The sequence below is a fragment of the Pusillimonas minor genome (assembly GCF_014237865.1).
In the GTDB taxonomy this organism is placed as follows: domain Bacteria; phylum Pseudomonadota; class Gammaproteobacteria; order Burkholderiales; family Burkholderiaceae_B; genus Neopusillimonas; species Neopusillimonas minor.
The window spans coordinates 169,448-190,752 of record NZ_JACJUU010000003.1 but is presented as its reverse complement, the minus strand read 5'-3'; the positions used below and the strand labels follow the sequence as shown (position 1 = coordinate 190,752).

The window sequence follows — 21,305 nt, the reverse complement described above, 5'->3', positions numbered from 1 at the left end:
TGCGGAATTATGTTATTGACGATATACTGACAGCACAGTCTGTGAATGAAGACGGGTGCCGTCTGCATTCATCAAAAAGCATGCGCTTTTTGCCTGTGTGATGTCCATCCGGCGCTGCTGGCCTGCCGCGCATTCTTTGGTCTATCTTCCTTCATTATTCCTTCATTGCCGGCGAATTCTCATCATGATGACCATAGATAACCCCGTGTTTTTCTTTAAATGTCTGGGCGATGAAACCCGGTGCCGGATCATGCTTTTACTGGCCGGCGAAGGCGAACTGTGTGTGTGCGACCTGACTGAAGCCCTGGCTGAAGGCCAGTCTAAAGTGTCGCGTCATCTGGCGCAATTACGTCACTGCGGGTTGCTTGAAGACAGGCGAGACGGCCAATGGGTGTACTACCGTGTAGCCCCAAGCTTGCCCGATTGGGCGACGGTATTGTTTGCCCGGTTGCGTACCGACTACGCCCAATGGCTGGCCGCCGACGCAGCGCGCCTTCAACAATCGCGACAACAGGCCGAATCGGCTTGTTCCTGATGAAAACCTTGTTCTTTCGTATTCCATAATTCGCATAATGTATATTATGTAAAGTCAACAAAACGGAAGCACCCGAACACTTCCAACGCGAGACATTACACTTTACTGCGCCGGGCCTGCACATACACAACCCAGCCTTATTACGCTCTTCGTCGACGTCTTCCTGGCGCGTGGGCAAGGTCTCTACCCCGCCGTTACGCTGCAGGCGCTCGGCCAGTTGCCCCACCGGCATGGCTCGCGCGAACAAGTACCCCTGAAACTCATCGCAAAAGTTACGCTTCAAGAACCAGTACTGCGCAGCGGTTTCAACCCCTTCGGCGACAACCTTTAAATTAAGGTGATGCGCCAGGCTGATGATGACTTTGCTGATGGCAGCGTCGTTACGGTCGCTGGCGATTTCTTTAACGAAAGAACGGTCAATCTTGATTTTGTCGACGGGTAGATTTTTCAGATAGCGTAAGCTGGAATAACCCGTGCCGAAGTCGTCTACCGAGATCTTGATACCCAAAGCCTGCAGGTTACGCAGTTTGCTAATAGTGTCATCAACCTGCTCTAACAGTACACCTTCGGTAATTTCCAGCTCAAGGCTGTCGGCGGGTAAGTCGAGCACCTTGAACGAGGACGAAACCGGGCCAATGTAAGACGACCTGGGCGCGCCGGGTAGCCGAGCCAAATGGCCAGCCCTGGGCGAGGACTTCGGGGTACAAAAGTTCGAATGGGGTGCCGGCCACCGCGTCCGGTGCGTGGCCGCTCCAGTCGGTCATCCAGCGGTTGATATGTTGAACAACACCATTGGCGTCGACCACCACAACTGCCACTGGCGTGTTGACGTCGAGCACATTGTCGAGACCCTGCATGCAAACTACCTGCGGCTGTTTAAACGGGTGAAGCCGTGTCGTCGCGTGTTGCCTTCTTCATGCGATACAGGCCTTCGTCGGCCTGCTGAAGCAGTGTGGGCATGTCTAGCCCGTCTTGGGGGTAGTAGGCAATGCCCAGACTGGCGCCAATGCCGACCGTCTGCCCGCCAATAATAAACGGTTCGAGCATGGCGCGACGGATCTTTTCGAGAACAATTTTGCCGCCCTCTTCTTCGGCGACTTCGGGCAACAGCAATACAAACTCGTCGCCACCGATGCGGGCGACAGTATCGGACGCCCGAACGCACAAACAAAGCCGCTCGGCCACTTGTTTTAACAGTTCGTCGCCAAACACATGGCCGTAGGTGTCATTGATGGCTTTGAAGCGGTCGAGGTCGACAAAGACCAGTGCCAGGATGGTATCGTGGCGCTCGGCCTGCAGCAGGGCGCGATTGCCGCGCTCGATAAGCAGGTTGCGGTTAGCGACGCCCGTAAGGTCGTCGTGCCAGGCCATTTGTTGCAACTGCATTTCGTATTCTTTCTGGCGTGAAATATCGGAAAACACGCCGACATAATGCTTGACCCGTTGGGTATTGGGGTGACGGATGGCACTGAGCGTCAGCACCGTCGGAATAATTTGACCGTCGGCGCGTTTGGCCCAGGCTTCGCCTTTCCATTGGCCGTCGGTCTCGACCGTACCCACGGCATTGCGGAAGAACGATTTGTCGTGCCGACCTGAGGGTTTATGAATAAGGCCCAGAAACCATTCACCGCTGGCCTGTTCTTTGGTATAGCCGGTAATTTGTGTAAAGGCCGGGTTGACCGAAATGATGTTACCGCGGTGATCCATAAGCACCAGCGCGTCGCCGGCATGCTCGACGGCCGCTACCGTTAAGCGCAAGCTTTCTTCAAGCAATTTCTGGCGAGTAACGTCGATCCATTGGCCCAGCAAGCAACGTTGGCCATTAAAGTCAATGATTTCAAGGTTAATGAGCAAATATGACTCTTTACCATTGATTTCGGTGTGCAGTTCGAAGTCGCGCACTCGGCCTTGCGCATGCACTTGCGAAATGAGTTCGTCGCGGCAGCGATTGGGTGGCCATAGTCGCACTTCGCTGGTGGTGCGCCCCACAATCTGATCTAGTCGCAAACCCATAACACGCATCATTTCGTCATTGGCGTCAAGGCACAAGCCGGTGTCGTAACTGGTAATTAGACTGGGAATGGGGCTGTTGCGAAAGGCGATTTCCCAGCGCTGCTCAGACTGTCGAGCGCGTTCGGCCGCCTGTTTTTGTTCGGTAATGTCTTGAATGGTGCCCGTTATACGTACCGGCTTGCCAGAAATATCGAACCGCCCCTGAGCTTGGACCAGCATATGCCTGACGTGCCCGTCTTTGTCGATAACCCGATACTCGACAGTAACAATGGGGTGCTGCTGGCGCTGCGCCCCGGCAATCATGGTTTGCAAATGCGAGTGGTCTTCGGGGGGCACAATGCCATACAAGGCATGCAGGTCGCGCGGCAACGACTCGGGGGTTAAGCCCAGCACGGCGGCGGTATCCAGGTTGCCATGCAGTTGCAGGTTGACCAGATTCAGTTCCCAGTAAGCCATGCGTGCAATGCGGTGGGCCTCGGCCAGCTTGGCGTTGTTGTCGTAAAGTTGCTGCTCAAGGTGGCGCGCTTCGATGAACTGCCCGATGTCGCTGCTTAACGCCCTGAAAAGGCCTAATGCGTGGGCATTGCAAACCCGGGGGCTGCGGCTGAACAGTTCGAGGACACCATAGATTTTATCGCCGACCATGAGCGGCAGCCCCATGGCCGAGGTCAGCCCCAGCGCCATCGCCTGGCGGTTGCGCTCCCAGCAGGCATTGGGCGCAATTTGTTCAATAAAAATCAGTGCGCGCCGCTTTTGGGTTTGGTGGGCCAGGCACGCGTCAAGGTCGAGCTTTGGGTCTTGCGACACCTGCAAAAAGTTGGCCGCGTCAAGCGCCGGGTGATGCCAGGCACACTGGAACTTGAGGCCGCCCGGTGTGTTTAACCACATGACGCCCAGGTCCCAACCATCGCCACGTACCACGCGTTCGAGCGTGCTGGTTAAGCCCTGCCGCAAGCCATGCGCGCCCGATAGCGCTTGCACCACGTCGTACAGCAGCTGCAAGCCTTCGGCCGATGGGCCGGCCTGAAGCCGTGCGATCGCCTCGGCACCCAGGGCGTGTTCCTGAACTTGATCGGGCGGGGCATTAACCATTTATGTTCCAGTAATTTGGCGCAAAGCAAGCCATAGCTATAGGTGTCGCTGAGCCCTTGCTGATGACAAAACTTATAGCATAGGTTGCTTTAGGCACAATCGCAACAATTTGTTAAATGCATCGAACCCCACCTAGGGCAAACCCTTAAGCTAATGTGGCCTCCCGTCAAACGGCTGATGTAATGTCGCAACCCTGCTTTCGCCCTTAAACGTTTGCAACCGCGCCAGGTGCTGTTCCGGGCGGGTCAACCGTTTGCCAATGTTTATCTGGTACGCACCGGCTACCTTAAAACGGTACGCCACACCGACACCACCCACGAGCGTGTATTGCATTTTCCGATGATGTTCGACTGGGTAGGGCTGGAAGGCATTGGCCTGGGCAAGCATGGCTACGATGCGGTGGCCCTGACGCACACCGAACTGGTTGCCCTGCCCTTTAACGGTTTACTGGATGCTGCAAGACAAGACGCTCAGATTGAGCGTGCACTGTACGAAGCCTTCAGCCTGGCGCAAAGTGCACACGAACGCGATGCCGATTTGATGACGGTTATCGGGGCCGAGCAACGCGTAGGACGGTTCCTGGCATTGCAAGCCCATCGTCACGCCCGGCGCGGCTTACCCGCGGGGGCCTTTGAGTTGCCCATGACCCGAAGGGACATCGGGGCGTTTCTGGGGCTGAGCCTGGAAACGGTGTCCCGGGCATTGTCCTCGCTGGCGGCGCGCGGGGCAATTTGCATCGACCGGCGCACCGTACACATTATCGATGCCCGGCACCTGGCGGCTTGACACGTTTGGCGCCGTCGCCAGTGCAGTTGGCGCCTAATCAATGCTTAATGTTTTAGCACCGTTTCCACCCGCCTTTTTAGGCAGGTCAAGACGACGTGATCCGAACGACACCAGCCCATCGTAGCGGTGCCGAACACGGTAATGTTTGACCCTCATCAAGTTTTTGTTACGCCATCAAACGGTCTTGATATTATTGGCTTATCTTTGGTTGCCAGGCTTTATCTTCTTTGTTGTCACAGCCCTCTGTGCAAACGCTGCGCCTTGACCGCATAAAAAATTATCCGTAGAGTTCAGACTCCACCGAAAACAATATCAACGGAGACACTATGAAACTCACCCGTAAACTGGCCTCGCTGGCCGTCGCCGGCACGCTCGCCTCTTTCTCGCTGGCCGCTCATGCCGACATCAACGTCGGTATTTCTTTGTCCAGCACAGGCCCGGCCGCGGCGCTGGGTGTACCCGAACGCAACACCGTCCCGCTCTTCCCCTCCGAAATCGCGGGCCAAAAGGTTAACTACATCGTGCTAGACGACGCGACCGATGCTTCCCAAGCCGGTAAAAATGCACGCAAGTTAGTTACCGAAGACAAGGTCGATATTTTGTTCGGATCTTCTGCCACACCCACCAGCGTGGCCATGGCCGAAATCGCCAACGAGTACCAGGTGCCTCAAATTGCGGTTGCGCCGCTCGACCTGCCCGCCGACAAAGACAAATGGGTATTCCGTTCACCCCAGCACGTACGCCTTATGGCGGGCGCACTGGTCGACCACATGAAAGCCAACGGCGTAAAACGTCTGGGCTTCATTGGTTACGCCGATGCTTACGGCGAAATCTGGTTGAAAGAAACCAAGCCCCTGGCCGAAGCCGCGGGCATCAAAATGGAAGACGTCGAGCGCTTTAACCGAAACGACACCAGCGTGACAGGCCAGGCCGTAAAACTTGTCGCTGCCAAGCCCGACGCCATTCTGGTGGTTGCCTCGGGTACACCCTCGGTCTTGCCTCAGGTCACACTGCAAGAGCGCGGGTTCAAAGGTCAAATCTATCAAACCCACGGCACGGCAACCAAAGAATTCATCCGGGTAGGTGGTAAAGCCGTCGAGGGCACTATTTTGCCCGTTGGCCCTGTTGTCGTCGCTAGTCAGTTGCCCGACTCGCATCCTTCCAAGCAAGCGGGTATCGACTACACCCGTCGTTACGAAGAAAAATACGGTGCAGGCTCCTTCTCCTCGTTCGGCGCGCAAATTTACGACGCCTATTTGTTGCTGGAAGCCGCCGTTCCGGTGGCACTGAAATCGGCCAAGCCAGGTACACAAGAATTCCGTGCCGCCCTGCGCGATGCGCTTGAGCAGTCAAAAGAAGTCGTCGGGCTGCATGGTGTTTTCAATATGACACCCACCGATCACTTTGGCCACGACGAGCGTGCACGCATGCTGATTCGTGTTGAAAACGGTGATTGGAAACTGATCTCCGACAACAAGTAAACAGGTTGGCTGCGCCAGTGGGCGTGCCTTTGGGCACGCCCGTTTTCATTGGGGTCCCAGGCCCTTTGGCTGGATGGCATCCATTGCCGATGGCACTACTATAAAATGACACCCATTACTAATTTTCAGAGGTCAAAATGAACACGATTCTGGTGCCCGTCGACGGTTCACAACATGCTCTAAACGCCGTCAAGGCGGCCATTACTGCGGCAGGTAAAACCGGCGCCAGTCTTTATGTCATCACCGTGCAAGCCCCCGTATTCACTTCAAACGTCAAACGTTTTGTAGCCCCCGAAACTATCGACGAGTACTACCACGACGAGGGTGAAAAGGCCCTGAAAGACGTGCGCGAGTTGCTGAATACCGAGGGTGTGGCGGCCAGGGTCGAAATTATGGTGGGCCCCGTGGCAGAAACCGTGGTCGAATATGCGCAAAAACACGACTGCGATCTGATCATTATGGGTACACGCGGCATGGGTGCGGTGTCAAACCTGGTGTTGGGCTCGGTGGCCACCAAAGTCATCAGCTTAAGCCCGGTGCCGGTAATGCTGGTTAAATAACCGCTTAAGCCGGCTAAGGCTCGTAACGTTTATTTTCGGGCCCGGTCATTGTTGCCGGGTCTACCCACCTGTCGTACTGGTCGGCTGTCAAGTATCCCAGGGCCAATGCGGCCTCGCGCAACGTGCTTGATTCGGCATGCGCTTTTTTGGCAATGGCTGCAGCCTTGTCGTAACCAATATGAGTGTTAAGGGCGGTAACCAGCATTAAATTTTGCGCCAGGTTGTGTTGTATTTGGCCCATATCGGGCGCCAGCCCGACGGCGCAATGCGTGTTAAACGCCTGGCAGGCATCGCCCAACAGCTGAACGCTTTCAAGCACATTGTGCACCATGACCGGCTTGTACACATTAAGCTGGAAATTGCCTTGCGTGCCGGCAAATGCCGTTGCCGCGTCGTTGCCAAATACTTGCACGCAAACCATCGTCAAGGCCTCGCATTGGGTGGGGTTGACCTTGCCGGGCATAATTGATGACCCGGGCTCGTTTTCCGGGATCTGGATTTCGCCAATACCGCAACGCGGACCGCTGGCCAGCCAGCGCACATCGTTGGCCATTTTCATCAGGCCGCCAGCCAGCGTGCGCAGTGCGGCCGATACGTCAACCAGGGCGTCGTGTGCCGCCAATGCAAAAAATTTGTTGGGCGCCGACCTGAATGGCAACCCGGTTTCTTGGGCAATATACGCAGCGGCTCGGTCGCCAAATTCTGGGTGGGCGTTCAAGCCTGTGCCGGTCGCCGTCCCGCCAATGGCCAAATCATAGATACCTTCAAGCGCACGGTTAACGACAGCAAGGTCAAAGTCGATTTGGGCCACCCATTGGCCTACCTCTTGCCCCAAAGTAATGGGCGTTGCGTCTTGCAGGTGCGTACGGCCGACTTTTACGATGTCTTTGAATTCGGCAGATTTTTGCGCCAGCGTATTGCGCAGACTTTGAACAGATGGGATCAAGTGCTTGGTTACTTCAGACGCCACGGCTATGTGCATGGCGGTCGGAAAGGTGTCGTTCGACGACTGCCCCCGGTTGACGTGGTCGTTGGGGTGAACCGGGTGCTTGGTGCCGCGGGCCGCACCGGCAATTTCGTTGGCACGATTGGCAATAACCTCGTTGGCATTCATGTTTGACTGTGTACCCGAGCCCGTTTGAAAAACCACCAGCGGGAACTCGGCGTCGAGCCTGCCCTGTATGACCTCGTCGGCGGCTTGTACAACGAGCTGGGCAATATCAGGCGACAACTCGCCCAAGACAGCATTAGCCTGCGCTGCCGACTTCTTAAGCACACCCAGGGCGCGAATAATAGACGCCGGCCAAACAAACCGCTGCACGCCAATTGGAAAGTGTTCGATAGAGCGCTGGGTTTGTGCCCCCCAATAGTGGGCCTCAGGAACCCTGATTTCGCCCATGCTGTCGGTTTCGATGCGGTACTTGGTCATGCTGCCCCCTGATGTTGAACTGCCTGCTGAGGTTACCCGGGTTCTGCAAACGTTTCGCCCACCATTGCAGGGTGTCGAGCAAACGGTTGGCAAAGCCCCATTCATTATCAAACCATACAAACATATTGGCAAAACGTCCACCATTCAGCCGGGTCTGACTAGTGTCGATAATGGCCGAATGCCGGTTATGGTTGAAGTCTATCGAGGCATGCGGATGGTTGGAGCAGTCGATCAGACCCGGCAGTGTCGTCGAAAATTGTTCGAAATGCCGGTTTAGTTGTGCAACGTCGGTTGCCGATTGCAGTGTAACCATCAGGTCGATGGCAGAGACATTCAGCGTAGGCACCCGGATCGCCTTAGCCTGAACTTTGCCGATAAGTTCGGGCAGCAAGCGCTCGACCCCCCTGGCCAGGCCCGTAGACACGGGCACAATGGATTGCATGGCCGAGCGCGTTCGCCGCAAGTCAGTGTGGTGATAGCCGTCGATAAGCGGCTGGTCGTTCATGACCGAATGCAGCGTAGTTAAAAATGCGTGTTCTATCCCCCAATGCTGATCGAGTTGCTGCAATACAGGCACAATGGCGTTGGTGGTGCACGAGGCGTTAGACACCAGTTGCTCGGCCCCCTGTAACTGCGTGTGGTTCACACCATATACAACCGTGCAATCGACGTCGGTAGCGCTACTTGCCGGGTGCGACAACAATAAACGCGGGCAACCCGCATGGATAAAGCGCATCAGGTCGCCTCGCGTACCGTATTGCCCCGAACACTCAACCACCAGGTCAACATCGTGCGCCCGCCAATCAACGGATTCGGGCTGACGCTCGTGTGTTACGGCAATGTCGATACCATTGACGCGTAAACCCAAGGGGCCGACATCGACCTGCCCCGGAAAAATACCGTGTGTCGAATCGTAGCGCGACAAATAAACCATACTGTCCAGATCAGACGGCTCGTTGATAAGGACGATTTGAAATATGGACTCAAGGCGCGACTCGTAAAGCGCGCGCAAAAAACTGCGACCGATCCGGCCATAGCCATTGATGGCAATGCGTAATACCTGAGACATTGAGATTCAACTAAAAAGTGACTGAAAAACCACCATCGACGACCAGCACATGGCCATTGACGTACGACGCACTTGGCGAGGCCAGGAACACCGCCGCGCCGGCGATCTCGCCGGGCTGCGCCCAACGGCCCAACGGGTTGCGCCCCACCACAACAGGGCCCCGAATCGGATCTGCTGCCAGTTCGCGATTGCTTTCTGTGGCAAAGGTACCCGGGGCAATGCCGTTGCTGGTGACACCGTAGGGCCCGTATTCGACGGCAAGGCTATGCACCATGCCTTGCAGCCCAAGCTTGGCAATGGGGTAAATAGCGTCGCCCGGGCGCGCCAACGGGCCGGCAATAGAAGTTAACGTAATGATGCGGCCGCCCTGCGCCGGCTTAGCCATCATGCCGGCGGCAGCCAGCTTCGATAAATGAATGGCCGCAACCAAATTGACTTGCATCATTTGGGCAATGTCATCAAGGGTTGAGGCCCCCAGCGACTTGCGTATGCGAATGCCAACGTTATTGACCAGGATGTCGGGCGTGCCCACCTGCACCTGCAACTGCTCGTAGGCCTGGCGCTGCCCTTGCAAATCGGCAATATCTTGTACCCAGCCCTGGGCCTGAAAACCCGCACTGCGGATGCGGGCAACAGCGGCCTCGACCCGCGCAATATCGCGCCCATTAATAATCACGGTTGCGCCACTGGCGGCGTATGCGCAGGCAATGGCATAGCCCAGGCCCTGAGTAGAACCCGTAACGAGTGCAAGTTTATTGTTCAAAGAAAAGTCGGGCGCATGCATAATGTGCAAACCTGCAGAAGGTGGCCGTTTTATCGGCCAAAATTGCTGTGTCACCCACAGCAAAAATCTGAATTCAACAAAACAGAAGGATACCAATGAAACTGTATTATCTGCCTGGCGCTTGCCCTCTGGCCACGCAAATTGTGCTCGAATGGATGAAACTGCCGTACGAGCTTCAGGTCGTCAGCCGCGACGAACTCAAACAACCTGCATTTCTTGCACTCAACCCCATTGGCTCGGTGCCCGTGTTTCAAGACGGCGACCTCACACTGACCCAGAGCGTCGCGATTATTGAATACCTGACGGACCTGCACCCGGAATCGGGCTTGCATGGCAGCGATGCGCGTGAACGCGCCGAAGTGCGCCGCTGGTTGAATTTCTGCAATTCCGACCTGCACCGTACGTTCTCGCTGATATTTGCGCCGCAAAATTTCTCGGCCGATGATGCTGGTAAAAACGTTTTGGTCAGCAAAGCTACCGAACGCGTCCAGTTTTTGTTTGGCGTGGCCGACAAGCAGCTCGAAGGTAAAGACTACCTGACTGGCAAGAAGTCAATTGCCGACCCCTACTTGTTCACGATCATGACCTGGGCCAAGTTCAAGCAGGTCGACTTAAGCGCCTACAAAAACCTGGCACGCTTCTTCGACGTAATGGCCAACGACACGGCTGTACAACACGCACAAAAACGTCAGCAAGAAGGTTAATACGTGCGGGGTAGACGGCGGCTTCGCCAGGCGGGCGTTGTCTGCCCGCACACACCCGCACACACCGGCGTGCAATGCATAAAGGGGCCTGTCAGGCCCCTTTGTGTTGATATTGCCCAAGCAACAAGGTAGGCGTGTGACGCCCGTTATACCGATGCAGACACCGAACGTGACTCGGGACGGCCCAGGTTCCACATGAGGGCGCGGAAAGGCGCCAGCAAGGCCAGGTTGACGGCCAGCTTGACGGCCAGATCGCCCACCAGCAGCGATGTCCAGTCGATACCGGTACCGGCAAAGGCGAGGCTGAAGAACAGCACGGTGTCGAGTGTTGCGCCCGCTACACCGCCAATGAAGGGCGCACGCCACCAGGCCTGGTTGCGCAGGCGGTCGAACACGTGGATATCGAGGAACTGGGCAAACAAAAAGGCCAGGCCCGATGCCATGGCGATACGCGGCGTGGCCACCCAGAACGAGAAAATGACCGCAATGATGAAACCGACGGCGGCAACGCGACGCGCGGCGGACGGACCAAAACGGCGGTTAATGAGGTCGGCAACCAAAAAGGCGACGGGATACGAAATAGCACCCCAGGTTAGCCATTGGTTAATGGGGTATTGAACCAGAATGTTTGAGCCGACCACCACAATGGCCATGGCGATAACGGCAATACCGGTCTGGAGTGCCGACATGGGCACATTGATTTTTGAGTTCATTTGGAAAATTCGCGGGCTAGCTCGGAGGCCCGATTATACGCCGCCTGCATGGCATCGTGCACCATCGGCGTAAAGCCCTGTTGCTCAAATACCGAAAGTGCCGCAGCCGTGGTGCCGCCCTTTGATGTCACCCGCTCACGCAGGGTGGCGGGTGATTCGGGTGACAAGCCGGCCAGCTGCGTGGCGCCGTTGAGCGTAGCAAGCGCCAATGCCCGCGACTGCTCGGCCGAAAGCCCCAGCTTTTCGCCGCCAGCTATCAGGGCTTCAAGAAACAAAAACACGTAGGCCGGCCCGCTACCGGACAATGCCGTCACGGCGTCGAGCTGATCATCGTTGTCGACCCAGACGACTTCCCCCACGGCTTTAAGCAATTGCTGGGCCACAGTGCGGTCGGTATCTAAAACACCGTCGAGCGCGAGCAAGCCTGAAATGCCGGCCTTGACCAGGGACGGCGTATTAGGCATACAGCGCACCAACCGTGTCCAGGGCGCGTCGGGCGTACCGAGCCAACGTGCCAGGGTGGCGCTGTCGATACCGGCGGCAATGCTGATGACCAGCGTATCGGGCTTGAGATAGGGGCGGCAGGCCGCTACGGTCTCTTTCATGACTTGAGGCTTGACCGCGAAAATCCAGACCTTTTGCCCGGAAAGTTCGGGCCCCGGCGCTGCCGCTGTACCCACCCCTTGCGCCGCCCAGCGTTCGCGAGTGGCTTCGTCGATGTCAATAACATGGACATCGTTGGCGCCGCAGCGCTTGCCGATAAGACCGGCACCAAGCGCCGAAGCCATATTGCCGCCGCCGATAAACGCCAGCGAAAGTTCATAATTTGAAAACATGATGGAAAGGCCTGTAAGCGGTGATTGGACAGCAAATCAGGGGGCAAAGGATACCATGGGCGCATCGTTTTCGAGGTACGACACGCCGGGCAAATCGCACTGCCGAACGGCACGGATCAGGGCTTCCATCGCTTCGCGACGCGGGAAGCTCTTGCGCCACGCGATGACGACACGACGATCGGGTACAGGTTTGCTGAACGGAATGTAAGTTAACAAGTCGTTGGGCGCACCCGAGGTGGGTAACGAACTGACCGGCAGCACCGTAATGCCAATACCCGCGGCCACCATATGCCGGATGGTTTCGAGTGAAGAGCCTTCGAAACTGCGCTGAATGCCGTCATTGCTGGCCGAGAAACGCGCCAGTTCAGGGCATACTTCGAGTACCTGGTCTCGAAAACAATGACCTGTGCCCAGCAACAGCATGGTTTCCTCTTTAAGCTCGGACGCACTAATGCTGGAGCGCTTCGCCCAGGGGTGCCTCTTGGGAACGGCGACCACAAAGGGCTCGTCGTAAAGCGGACGCACTTCAAGGCCTGTATCGGGAAACGGCAGCGCCATGATGGCGCAATCGATTTCCCCTTGACGCAGCAATTCAAGCAGCCGCGAGGTGAAATTTTCTTGCAGGATCAAAGGCATTTGCGGCGTGATCTCGATTTGCGCCGGTACCAGGCGGGGTAGCAAATATGGCCCTATGGTGTAGATAACCCCCACGCGCAACGGTCCCGCCAGGGGGTCGTGCCCTTGCCGCGCAATTTCGCGCAAATTGGCCGTTTCTTCAAGAACACGCTGCGCCTGCGCAATCACCCGCTCGCCAATCGGTGTCACCGACACTTCGTTGCCGCCGCGCTCGAAAAGCGTGACGCCCAACTCTTCCTCAAGCTTGCGAATGGCCACCGACAGCGTCGGCTGACTGACATAGCATGCGTCTGCCGCCCGGCCAAAGTGACGTTCACGGGCGACGGCAACAATGTATTTAAGTTCGGTGAGCGTCATGTTCGGCTCCGTGTAAAAAACTGCATGAGGGGGACATCAGGTACGCAGAAAATCTTGTTTGCCCCGCATCCATCGGCCCAGGTGTCTGTCGACGGTTTCGGGCTGGGCGGCCAATAATTCGGCGGCAAGTTGCTGGGCCTGTTCTACCAGAGCAGCGTCAGTTTCGAGGCTGGCAAACCGTAGAATTTGCGCACCCGACTGACGGACACCTAAAAACTCGCCTGGCCCGCGCAGGTCAAGATCGCGTCGGGCGATTTCGAAGCCGTCTGTGGTTTCGTACATGGCCCGCAGACGTTGCCGGGCAATGGCCGAGAGCGGGTTTTGATACAGCAGAACACAGACCGATTGGGCGCTGCCCCGCCCCACCCGCCCGCGCAACTGGTGCAACTGCGCCAGACCGAAACGCTCGGCGTGCTCAATGACCATTAACGACGCATTAGGTACATCGACGCCCACTTCGATCACGGTGGTCGCGACCAGCACCTGAATACGCCCGGCGCGAAAATCATCCATAACCTGGGCTTTCTCGGCCGGCTTCATGCGGCCGTGCACCAGGCCCACCGCCATGCCGGCCAGAATCTCGGACAACTGCTGATGCGTATCGACGGCCGTTTGCAATTGCAGGGCTTCGCTTTCTTCGACCAGCGGGCACACCCAGTACACCTGCCGCCCGCGTGCCACCTCTGCGCCGATGTGCGCGGTCAGTTCGTGGCGTCGGGTGTCGGCCAAAAGTTTGGTCACCACTTGCTGGCGCCCCGGCGGCAGTTCGTCAATTACCGACACATCAAGGTCGGCAAAAAATGTCATGGCCAGGGTTCGGGGAATGGGCGTGGCGCTCATGTTGAGCTGATGCGGTATGACGGTATCGGTGTCTGGGCCAAGTTCGCCCTTTTTGCTGAGCGCCAAACGCTGACCGACGCCAAACCGGTGTTGCTCGTCCAGTATGATCAACCCGAGATTGGCGAACGCGACCTTGTCTTGAATAAGGGCTTGTGTGCCCACCACCAGCTGTGCCTGACCGCTTTGAATAGCTTGCGACGCGTCGCGACGCGTTTTCTGGGTCAGGCTGCCGGTTAACCAAACCGTATTTACCCCCAATGGGGCCAGCCAGTCGACCATCTTGTGCAAATGCTGTTCGGCCAGAATCTCGGTGGGCGCCATGATGGCGACCTGGGCGCCGGCAGCAATAGCGTGCGCCGCCGCGATGGCCGCCACCACAGTTTTGCCGCTGCCCACATCGCCTTGCAGTAACCGGTGCATGGGGTGGGCGCGCTGCAAGTCGGCCAGAATCTCATCGACCACCCGGCGCTGTGCCGCCGTCAGCGCAAACGGCAAACGGGCGTGCAAGGCCTTGAGTAGTAGCGTATTTTGGGGCTTAAGTAATGGCGCCCGTTGAGACAGCCGCTGGGCGCGGGCGCGCGCCAGTGACAATTGCTGGGCCAGCAATTCGTCAAACTTGATGCGACGCCAAGCCGGGTGTTCACGTTCGAGCAGATCGGCGGCCGATACATTGGCGGGCGGATGATGCAAGGCGCGAATGGCCTGCGCAAAAGGGACCAGACCGAAGCGGTCGCGAATGTCGTCGGGCAACGTGTCGGATAAATCAGCCGACTCGAGCGCGCGATCGATGAGTTTGCGCAAGGTGGGCTGAGACAACCCCTCGGTGGTGGGGTAAACCGGTGTTAATGCGGCAGCAAGCGCCCCACCGGCAGCGGCGACACGCGGATGAACGATTTCGGGGCCATTGAACCCGGCCCGGACTTCGCCCCGCACCCTGACCAGACGCCCCTTGAACACCTGTTTTTGCTGGCTGGGGTAAAAATGCAGCCAACGCAAAGACAGGCGGCCGGTGTCATCGCCGACCACCGCCACCAGTTGTCTGCGTGGCCGCAGTTGAACTTCGCTGTGCAGCACCGCCCCTTCGACCTGCACCGACTGGCCGGGCTGGGCCGAGCCGATAGGCACCAACTGCGTTTCATCTTCGTATCGCAGTGGCAAATGAACAATATAGTCTTGCGGCGTATGCAAACCAAGCCGCTGCAAACGACGCTCGGTTGCTGACGATGTGGCCACGTGGTTTGGACAGTGTCAGGTATTGACGAAGCAAAAACGTTAAATAACGATTATTGCTTCGACTTCGAACTGTGCGCCTTTGGGCAAACTGGCCACGCCAATGGTGGAGCGGGCCGGGAACGGTTGCGGAATGATGTCGGCCATGATGGCGTTTGCGCTGGCAAACTTGGAGATATCGGTCAGGTACAGGGTGAGCTTGACGATAGAGGCCAGCGAACCGCCGGCGGCTTCGATAACGGCCTGCATGTTGGCAAAGGCCTGCCGAACCTGACCCTCGAAGTTTTCGGACACCAGCTCGCCTGTGGCGGGCTCGAGGCCAATTTGGCCTGACAGATAAACAGTTTTGCCGCCGTCGGTGGCGATAGCCTGTGAGTAGGGGCCTACTGCGGCCGGTGCAGCGTCGGTTTGAACAACGTGTTTTGCCATGATGTGTCTCTGTATAAGTCAACAAGTAACTATCAGAGTTTAAACATCTATAGACAAAATTAACAGCCCCCTACTCTTTTGCTTTACTTTTCTACGAATGCGCGCTCGATGACGTAGTCGCCGGGTTCGCCTACGCCGGGCGAAACGACAAAGCCCCGACTATCGAGCATTTTGCACAGGTCTTCGAGCATGGCCGGGCTGCCGCACATCATGGCGCGGTCGGTTTCAGGATTGAGCGGCGGCAAACCGGTGTCTTCAAAGAATTTGCCGCTTTCAATAACTGTTGTGATGCGACCAGTATTGCGGAACTCTTCACGGGTAACTGTGGGGTAATACACCAGCTTCTCGCGCACCATCTCGCCAAAGAACTCGTTATTGGGCAGTTCGTTCTGGATGTAGTCGGAGTAGGCGAGCTCGCTGACCTGGCGGACACCATGCATAAGAATGACTTTTTCAAAACGCTCGTATACTTCCGGGTCTTTGATAATGCTCATGAACGGGGCCAGGCCGGTGCCCGTACCAAACAGGTAAAGGTGTTTGCCGGGCTTCAGGTCGTCGACGACCAGGGTGCCCACAGGTTTACGGCTCACCAGAACCTCGTCGCCCACTTGCAGGTGTTGCAGGCGCGACGTTAACGGGCCATTGGGCACTTTAATGCTAAGGAATTCAAGGTTTTCTTCGTAGTTGGCGCTGGCAATACTGTAGGCGCGCATCAGCGGCTTGCCCTCTACTTCAAGGCCCAGCATAACGAAGTGACCATTGTGAAAACGCAGGCCGGCGTCGCGCGTTGTCGTGAATGAAAACAGGGTGTCGTTCCAGTGATGAACGCTGAGGACTTTTTCGGTATTGAAGGCTGCCATGTTGTTTGTACTCGCTAATATATTAATAACGCGGGTGTTAGCTTTAATATTGGTGGGTAGCATAATAGCGCACCAACCAAACAGCTTTTGAATAAGCATATACGAAACATAGTATTATCGTCTATACATTGAATAAAAAAACAACGCATATTTTTAAAAAAATTAAGTGTATACGCTGTATATATACTGGTTAACCCCATTATATGCTAAGCTTTTTGCGAATCATTGTTATTTACAAACGCGTTCTAATCCTACGGAGCACCTTCATGCGTCACACCCGTTCGTTCATGCCTGCCCTGCGCGCTCTGGCGCTGGCTGGTCTGGCAGCCGTCTCTACCGCCGCAGCCGCCAGCGAAGTCAATTTGTATACCACGCGCGAACCTGGTCTTATTCAACCCATTCTCGACGAATTCAAGAAAGATACCGGTGTTACGGTCAATACGGTATTCGTCAAAGACGGCCTGCTTGAACGTGTTCGCGCCGAAGGCGATAAGTCGCCGGCAGACTTGCTTATGGTTGTTGATATCGGCAACCTGATCGACCTTGTACAGGGCGGCATCACCCAACCCCTGAAGTCCGACACCCTGAACAGTGTGATTCCCGCCAATTTGCGCGACCCCGCCGGCCAATGGTATGCCCTGTCGCTGCGTGACCGCGTGGCTTATGTCGCCAAAGAGCTCGACATCAACACCCTTACCTACGAAGACTTTGCCGACCCGAAATACAAAGGCAAGGTTTGCATCCGCTCTGGTCAGCACCCCTACAACACCGGCCTGATCGCCGCCATGATTGCCCACAATGGTGAAGAAGCCACCGAAAACTGGCTGCGTGGCGTCAAAGCCAACCTGGGCCGCAAGGCTGCCGGCGGCGACCGCGACGTTGCCCGCGACATTCTGGGCGGTATTTGCGACCTGGGTATCGCCAACGCCTACTACGTCGGCCGCATGAAAAACGCCGAACCCGGCACTGACAACCACAAATGGGGCGAAGCCATCAAAGTCGTACGCCCGACATTCGCCAACGACAAAAGCAAAGGTACGCACGTAAATGTATCGGGCGCAGCCGTTGCCAAGCACGCGCCCAACAAGGCACAGGCGGTTCAGTTGCTTGAATATCTCGTGTCCGACAAGGCGCAAAATATGTACGCCAATGCCAACTACGAGTATCCTGTGCGCGCCGGGGTTAAACTAGACCCCGTTGTGGCCAGTTTTGGCCCCTTGGTCGTCGACCCGCTGCCACTTGCCGAAATCGCAAAACATCGTCAACAAGCCAGCAAGCTGGTAGATAAAGTTGGGTTCGACCAATAACAGTCCTTTAACCCTATCCGGGGCTGGGCGCACTAAAGGCGCCCAGCCTGTTTATTTGCAGGAAGCCAAGCGCTTGCAGTTGCGTCGTATTTTCTGGAACTCCGATACCGGCTGGCGGCTTGGTGCGATTTTCATTGCGTTGTGCGTTGTCACGCCCATTCTTACCTTGGGCTGGCTGGCTTCACAAGGCTCGCTCAGTCACTGGGCGCATTTGCTTAATTTCGTCATTCCCACGGCATTTGCCAACACGGTACTGTTACTGCTGGGCGTCGGTGTGCTGGTCACGTGCCTGGGTACAGGTGCGGCATGGCTGGTCACGGCGTTTTCGTTTCCCACCCAACGCATTTTGTCGTGGGCCTTGCTGCTGCCTTTAGCAGTGCCCACCTATATCGTCGCGTTCGCCTACCTCGACATCCTTCACCCCATCGGTCCGCTTCAAGGGCTCATCCGCGACATCCTGGGCTACAGCAGCCCGCGCGAATTCCGCCTGCCCGACCTGCGTGGCCTGCCCGGCGCCATCTTTTTGTTGGGGTTCGTGCTGTACCCCTATGTTTATTTGTCTACCCGCGTCATGTTTGCCACCCAGGCCGCCAGCCTCCTCGAAGCCGGCCGTATTCTGGGGTTAAGCGGGCGCGGCGTTTTTCTTAAGGTTGCCCTGCCGCTGGCACGCCCGGCTATTGCCGTAGGGGTAAGTCTGGCGTTACTCGAAACCCTTAACGACATCGGTGCGTCCGAATTCCTTGGCGTGCAAACGCTTACCGTATCGGTCTACACCACCTGGGTCACCCGATCCGACCTGGCCGGTGCGGCGCAAATTGCGCTGGCCATGCTGGCCATCGTCGTTGCGCTCATTCTGCTCGAACGTCACGGGCGCAAGCGGCAACGCTATGCCAACACCCAGCGCATGCGCCCTATTCAACCCAAGCCGCTCAAGGGCACGGCAGCCCTTATCGCCATTGGTTTGGGCTGGGCGCCCATTATTATCGGGTTCATTGCGCCGGCGCTGTATCTGCTTAATCAAACCATCAAGCACCTGCACATTGCCGGTGGCGTATCCAGCCAGTTAATACAAAGCGGTCTCAATACCATTGGTATTGCGTTAGTCGCTACCCTGGTGGTGGTTGTTTGCGGCATTGTGGTCACCTGGGCGGCACGCAGCACCCGAAGCGCTTCGCCCTATGCATTCACCAAACTGTGCGCTCGCGTCTCCACTGTGGGTTATGCCCTGCCGGGCACGGTGCTGGCCATTGCCTTGCTAACGCCAATCAACCTGGTCGACGACGCCATTGCCTGGGTAGCCCAATGGCTGGGCAATACGTCGCCCGGTTTATGGTTGATGGGATCGTCTACAGCCTTGGTCTGCGCCTATGCCATCCGTTTCATGGCCATTTCCGTCGGGGGGCTCGAATCGGGCCTGGCACGCATCCCGCCCTCATTAGAGCAGGCGTCGCGCCTGCTGGGCGAAACAGCTACCGGTACCCTGCGCCGCGTCCATCTGCCGCTGCTGAGACCCGCCATCGGCGCCGCAGCGCTTCTGGTGTTTGTCGACACCATGAAAGAGCTTCCGGCTACGCTGCTATTGCGACCCGTCAACTTCGAAACACTGGCTACCTGGCTGTATGCCGAAGCGGCGCGCGGCACCTACGAAGAAGGTGCCGTTGCCGCCCTTGCGATTGTGCTGGCAGGTTTATTGCCGGTTATTGTGCTGGCGCGCAGTCAATTAAAATCTGGACACTAATCACGCCGCACCCATGTCAGAAGAACTGCTAAAACTTAACGACGTTTCGCTTGCCTACGACACCCCCGAAGGCCTGTTGCCTGTCGTCGACCATTTATCGCTAGGTCTTGAAAAAGGTCATATTGGCTGCCTGCTGGGCGCATCGGGTTGCGGCAAAACCACCGTCTTGCGCGCAATCGCCGGGTTTGAGCCCTTGCGCACCGGCACCATCAGCCTGGGCGCCGTGGTCTTGTCGTCTCCCGGTTTCATGGTCGAACCCCAAGATCGCAATGTGGGCATGATGTTTCAAGACTATGCCCTATTCCCGCACCTGACCATCGAAAAGAACATCGGGTTCGGTTTGCAGCATCTCGACAAACCTGCACGCGGCAAGCGTGTCGAAGAAATGCTTGAGCTTGTGGGGCTAACTGACGTCGCCCGACGCTACCCGCACGAATTATCGGGCGGGCAACAGCAGCGTGTTGCCCTGGCCCGTGCCCTGGCCCCCGAGCCCGAACTGTTATTGCTCGATGAGCCCTTTTCGAACCTCGATGTCGACACCCGCGAGCGTCTGGCCTTCGAGGTGCGCGACATTTTAAAAAGTACCGGCCATACCGCCCTGCTGGTCACGCACAACCAGGCCGAGGCTTTTGCCATTGCCGACCGCATCGGCGTTATGGAAAAAGGCGTCATCGTGCAATGGGACACGCCCTACGGCCTGCATCATCAGCCGGCCAGCGCGTTTGTGTCAGACTTCATCCGCCGCGAAGCCCTCATGGCGCAGCGCGCACAAGCTTACTTGCGCGGCGAGGGCAGTTAAACACACAAGACACCCACCTGAGACGATTGGTTATAAGGCGGGGGGTTACGGCACCGCAAGCTCGAAACCCGTTTAACGTAAATGGGGGTTGGCGTCAGCACCCGAGCCGGCACCACCCTTGCCGGTTTTATTAATAATGGTCATGGCCGATGCAATCATGCCGCCCATATCCGCCAGGTTGGCGGGCAAAATAAGGGTATTGCCTTGTTTGGCCACATTGGCAAACGCATCAACATAACGCTCGGCCACATTCAGGTTTACGGCCTCGATGCCGCCCGGCTGGTTAACAGCCTGCGCAACCTGCGTAATGGCTTTGGCCGTAGCCTCGGCCACCACTAGCACAGCACGGGCCTCCCCTTCAGCCTTATTTATTTCGGCCTGTTTTTCACCCTCAGACCGGGCAATAAAGGCTTCGCGCTCGCCGGTTGCGATATTAATTTGCTCTTGACGACGCCCTTCGGACGCAGCAATAAGCGCACGCTTTTCGCGTTCAGCCGTAATTTGCGCCTGCATGGCGCGCAAAATTTCGGCCGGTGGGGTGAGGTCTTTGATTTCGTAGCGCAACACCTTGACGCCCCAATTTAAGGCGGCTTCGTCGAGTGCCGCAACCACGGCGCTGTTGATCAAGTCGCGCTCTTCGAAGGTACGGTCAAGCTCCATTTTGCCGATGACGGAGCGCAAGGTGGTTTGTGCCAGCTGCGTAATGGCCGAGATATAGTTGGATGACCCATAAGAGGCACGCATCGGGTCGGTGACCTGAAAATACAAAACGCCGTCAACCTGCAACTGGGTATTGTCTTTGGTAATACAGATCTGGCTGGGCACATCGAGGGGAATTTCTTTAAGCGAATGCTTGTAGGCCACGCGTTCGATGAACGGGATGACAAACCCGGCACCGGGCGACAAGGTACGGTCGTATTTGCCCAGACGTTCTATAACCCAGGCATTTTGCTGGGGCACAATGGCAATGGCCTTGATGATGATAATGAAGGCCAGCGCCAGACCGACGATGGTCACAAAGACTGAAAAATCCGGGTCCATGAACATAAAACTACCTTTAAAAAATAGAATGGCTTGCTTTTAGCAACCCTGGATGACGACCGAATG

General features: G+C 56.8%; 20 protein-coding genes and 1 pseudogene. 8 read left to right on the top strand and 13 right to left on the bottom strand.

The window, feature by feature from the left end:
- The first annotated feature begins 184 nt into the window (after window positions 1-184).
- A complete protein-coding gene (locus tag GTU67_RS05900) occupies window positions 185-535 on the top strand; it encodes a metalloregulator ArsR/SmtB family transcription factor (RefSeq protein ID WP_249417607.1) in 351 nt (116 codons plus the stop codon).
- A 295-nt stretch (window positions 536-830) separates the two neighbouring features.
- Here the strand turns inward: GTU67_RS05900 and GTU67_RS05895 are convergent.
- The 3 genes and pseudogenes from GTU67_RS05895 to GTU67_RS05885 form a co-directional block, all read right to left on the bottom strand.
- Window positions 831-1,145 (bottom strand): annotated as a pseudogene (locus GTU67_RS05895) (EAL domain-containing protein); the annotation flags it as partial.
- Window positions 1,117-1,392 (bottom strand): PAS domain-containing protein, encoded by a 276-nt coding sequence (locus GTU67_RS05890; RefSeq protein ID WP_185779178.1) that lies wholly within the window; start codon window positions 1,390-1,392, stop codon window positions 1,117-1,119. The pseudogene GTU67_RS05895 and the gene GTU67_RS05890, both read right to left, overlap by 29 nt.
- 19 nt (window positions 1,393-1,411) lie before the next feature.
- Window positions 1,412-3,640: a sensor domain-containing diguanylate cyclase gene (locus GTU67_RS05885; protein WP_185779177.1), complete on the bottom strand. Its 2,229-nt coding sequence runs from the start codon at window positions 3,638-3,640 to the stop codon at window positions 1,412-1,414.
- A 213-nt stretch (window positions 3,641-3,853) separates the two neighbouring features.
- Between GTU67_RS05885 and GTU67_RS05880 the strand changes: the two genes are divergently transcribed.
- From GTU67_RS05880 to GTU67_RS05870, 3 genes are all read left to right on the top strand, one after another.
- Window positions 3,854-4,426: a Crp/Fnr family transcriptional regulator gene (locus GTU67_RS05880; protein WP_185779176.1), complete on the top strand. Its 573-nt coding sequence runs from the start codon at window positions 3,854-3,856 to the stop codon at window positions 4,424-4,426.
- A 326-nt stretch (window positions 4,427-4,752) separates the two neighbouring features.
- Window positions 4,753-5,907 (top strand): ABC transporter substrate-binding protein, encoded by a 1,155-nt coding sequence (locus tag GTU67_RS05875; RefSeq protein ID WP_185779175.1) that lies wholly within the window; start codon window positions 4,753-4,755, stop codon window positions 5,905-5,907.
- A gap of 137 nt (window positions 5,908-6,044) precedes the next feature.
- Window positions 6,045-6,467: a universal stress protein gene (locus GTU67_RS05870; protein WP_185779174.1), complete on the top strand. Its 423-nt coding sequence runs from the start codon at window positions 6,045-6,047 to the stop codon at window positions 6,465-6,467.
- Between the two features lie 13 nt (window positions 6,468-6,480).
- Here the strand turns inward: GTU67_RS05870 and fumC are convergent, their stop codons facing one another.
- From fumC to GTU67_RS05855, 3 genes are read right to left on the bottom strand one after another with little or no spacing between them, the layout of a single operon-like run.
- Window positions 6,481-7,896: a class II fumarate hydratase gene (fumC, locus tag GTU67_RS05865; RefSeq protein ID WP_185779173.1), complete on the bottom strand. Its 1,416-nt coding sequence runs from the start codon at window positions 7,894-7,896 to the stop codon at window positions 6,481-6,483.
- Window positions 7,844-8,965, bottom strand: coding sequence for a type I glyceraldehyde-3-phosphate dehydrogenase (locus GTU67_RS05860; protein WP_185779172.1), 1,122 nt, complete (start codon window positions 8,963-8,965; stop codon window positions 7,844-7,846). Before GTU67_RS05860 ends, fumC begins: the two co-directional genes overlap by 53 nt.
- A gap of 10 nt (window positions 8,966-8,975) precedes the next feature.
- Window positions 8,976-9,749 (bottom strand): SDR family oxidoreductase, encoded by a 774-nt coding sequence (locus GTU67_RS05855; protein WP_185779171.1) that lies wholly within the window; start codon window positions 9,747-9,749, stop codon window positions 8,976-8,978.
- 95 nt (window positions 9,750-9,844) lie between these two features.
- On the opposite strand from GTU67_RS05855, the gene GTU67_RS05850 reads away from it, so the two are divergent.
- Window positions 9,845-10,453, top strand: a complete 609-nt coding sequence (locus GTU67_RS05850; RefSeq protein WP_185779170.1) for a glutathione S-transferase family protein — start codon at window positions 9,845-9,847, stop codon at window positions 10,451-10,453.
- 146 nt (window positions 10,454-10,599) lie between these two features.
- Here the strand turns inward: GTU67_RS05850 and GTU67_RS05845 are convergent, their stop codons facing one another.
- From GTU67_RS05845 to GTU67_RS05820, 6 genes are all read right to left on the bottom strand, one after another.
- A complete protein-coding gene (locus GTU67_RS05845) occupies window positions 10,600-11,166 on the bottom strand; it encodes a VUT family protein (protein WP_185779169.1) in 567 nt (188 codons plus the stop codon).
- Window positions 11,163-12,002 carry a pyrroline-5-carboxylate reductase gene (proC, locus tag GTU67_RS05840; RefSeq protein ID WP_185779168.1) on the bottom strand — a complete coding sequence of 280 codons (840 nt, stop codon included), beginning with the start codon at window positions 12,000-12,002 and terminating at the stop codon, window positions 11,163-11,165. The genes GTU67_RS05845 and proC overlap by 4 nt, the downstream gene beginning before the upstream one ends.
- A gap of 36 nt (window positions 12,003-12,038) precedes the next feature.
- Window positions 12,039-12,995: a LysR substrate-binding domain-containing protein gene (locus GTU67_RS05835; RefSeq protein ID WP_185779167.1), complete on the bottom strand. Its 957-nt coding sequence runs from the start codon at window positions 12,993-12,995 to the stop codon at window positions 12,039-12,041.
- A 36-nt stretch (window positions 12,996-13,031) separates the two neighbouring features.
- Window positions 13,032-15,068, bottom strand: a complete 2,037-nt coding sequence (gene recG, locus GTU67_RS05830; RefSeq protein WP_185779166.1) for an ATP-dependent DNA helicase RecG — start codon at window positions 15,066-15,068, stop codon at window positions 13,032-13,034.
- Window positions 15,069-15,107: 39 nt separating this feature from the next.
- Window positions 15,108-15,494 (bottom strand): Rid family detoxifying hydrolase, encoded by a 387-nt coding sequence (locus GTU67_RS05825; protein ID WP_093970159.1) that lies wholly within the window; start codon window positions 15,492-15,494, stop codon window positions 15,108-15,110.
- A gap of 83 nt (window positions 15,495-15,577) precedes the next feature.
- The gene (locus GTU67_RS05820; protein ID WP_185779165.1) at window positions 15,578-16,354 is read right to left on the bottom strand and encodes a ferredoxin--NADP reductase; all 777 of its coding nucleotides are present in this window, start codon (window positions 16,352-16,354) and stop codon (window positions 15,578-15,580) included.
- Between the two features lie 266 nt (window positions 16,355-16,620).
- Here GTU67_RS05820 and GTU67_RS05815 point away from each other — a divergent pair, with 266 nt between their 5' ends.
- From GTU67_RS05815 to GTU67_RS05805, 3 genes are read left to right on the top strand one after another with little or no spacing between them, the layout of a single operon-like run.
- Entirely contained in the window at window positions 16,621-17,661 is a 1,041-nt protein-coding gene (locus tag GTU67_RS05815; RefSeq protein ID WP_185779164.1) for a Fe(3+) ABC transporter substrate-binding protein, read from the top strand.
- A gap of 55 nt (window positions 17,662-17,716) precedes the next feature.
- A complete protein-coding gene (locus tag GTU67_RS05810) occupies window positions 17,717-19,399 on the top strand; it encodes an ABC transporter permease (RefSeq protein ID WP_185779163.1) in 1,683 nt (560 codons plus the stop codon).
- A 13-nt stretch (window positions 19,400-19,412) separates the two neighbouring features.
- Window positions 19,413-20,198: an ABC transporter ATP-binding protein gene (locus tag GTU67_RS05805; RefSeq protein ID WP_185779162.1), complete on the top strand. Its 786-nt coding sequence runs from the start codon at window positions 19,413-19,415 to the stop codon at window positions 20,196-20,198.
- A 72-nt stretch (window positions 20,199-20,270) separates the two neighbouring features.
- Here the strand turns inward: GTU67_RS05805 and GTU67_RS05800 are convergent, their stop codons facing one another.
- Window positions 20,271-21,239 carry an SPFH domain-containing protein gene (locus GTU67_RS05800; RefSeq protein WP_185779322.1) on the bottom strand — a complete coding sequence of 323 codons (969 nt, stop codon included), beginning with the start codon at window positions 21,237-21,239 and terminating at the stop codon, window positions 20,271-20,273.
- Window positions 21,240-21,305 lie beyond the last annotated feature (66 nt).

Excerpts from the sequence above, each read along its gene's own strand:
- GTU67_RS05900 (WP_249417607.1), top strand. The coding sequence starts at position 185 with ATGATGACCATAGATAACCCCGTGTTTTTCTTTAAATGTCTGGGCGAT.
- GTU67_RS05890 (WP_185779178.1), bottom strand. The coding sequence starts at position 1,392 with ATGCAGGGTCTCGACAATGTGCTCGACGTCAACACGCCAGTGGCAGTT.
- GTU67_RS05885 (WP_185779177.1), bottom strand. The coding sequence starts at position 3,640 with ATGGTTAATGCCCCGCCCGATCAAGTTCAGGAACACGCCCTGGGTGCC.
- GTU67_RS05875 (WP_185779175.1), top strand. The coding sequence starts at position 4,753 with ATGAAACTCACCCGTAAACTGGCCTCGCTGGCCGTCGCCGGCACGCTC.
- GTU67_RS05870 (WP_185779174.1), top strand. The coding sequence starts at position 6,045 with ATGAACACGATTCTGGTGCCCGTCGACGGTTCACAACATGCTCTAAAC.
- fumC (WP_185779173.1), bottom strand. The coding sequence starts at position 7,896 with ATGACCAAGTACCGCATCGAAACCGACAGCATGGGCGAAATCAGGGTT.
- GTU67_RS05860 (WP_185779172.1), bottom strand. The coding sequence starts at position 8,965 with ATGTCTCAGGTATTACGCATTGCCATCAATGGCTATGGCCGGATCGGT.
- GTU67_RS05855 (WP_185779171.1), bottom strand. The coding sequence starts at position 9,749 with ATGCATGCGCCCGACTTTTCTTTGAACAATAAACTTGCACTCGTTACG.
- GTU67_RS05850 (WP_185779170.1), top strand. The coding sequence starts at position 9,845 with ATGAAACTGTATTATCTGCCTGGCGCTTGCCCTCTGGCCACGCAAATT.
- GTU67_RS05845 (WP_185779169.1), bottom strand. The coding sequence starts at position 11,166 with ATGAACTCAAAAATCAATGTGCCCATGTCGGCACTCCAGACCGGTATT.
- proC (WP_185779168.1), bottom strand. The coding sequence starts at position 12,002 with ATGTTTTCAAATTATGAACTTTCGCTGGCGTTTATCGGCGGCGGCAAT.
- GTU67_RS05835 (WP_185779167.1), bottom strand. The coding sequence starts at position 12,995 with ATGACGCTCACCGAACTTAAATACATTGTTGCCGTCGCCCGTGAACGT.
- GTU67_RS05825 (WP_093970159.1), bottom strand. The coding sequence starts at position 15,494 with ATGGCAAAACACGTTGTTCAAACCGACGCTGCACCGGCCGCAGTAGGC.
- GTU67_RS05820 (WP_185779165.1), bottom strand. The coding sequence starts at position 16,354 with ATGGCAGCCTTCAATACCGAAAAAGTCCTCAGCGTTCATCACTGGAAC.
- GTU67_RS05815 (WP_185779164.1), top strand. The coding sequence starts at position 16,621 with ATGCGTCACACCCGTTCGTTCATGCCTGCCCTGCGCGCTCTGGCGCTG.
- GTU67_RS05805 (WP_185779162.1), top strand. The coding sequence starts at position 19,413 with ATGTCAGAAGAACTGCTAAAACTTAACGACGTTTCGCTTGCCTACGAC.
- GTU67_RS05800 (WP_185779322.1), bottom strand. The coding sequence starts at position 21,239 with ATGGACCCGGATTTTTCAGTCTTTGTGACCATCGTCGGTCTGGCGCTG.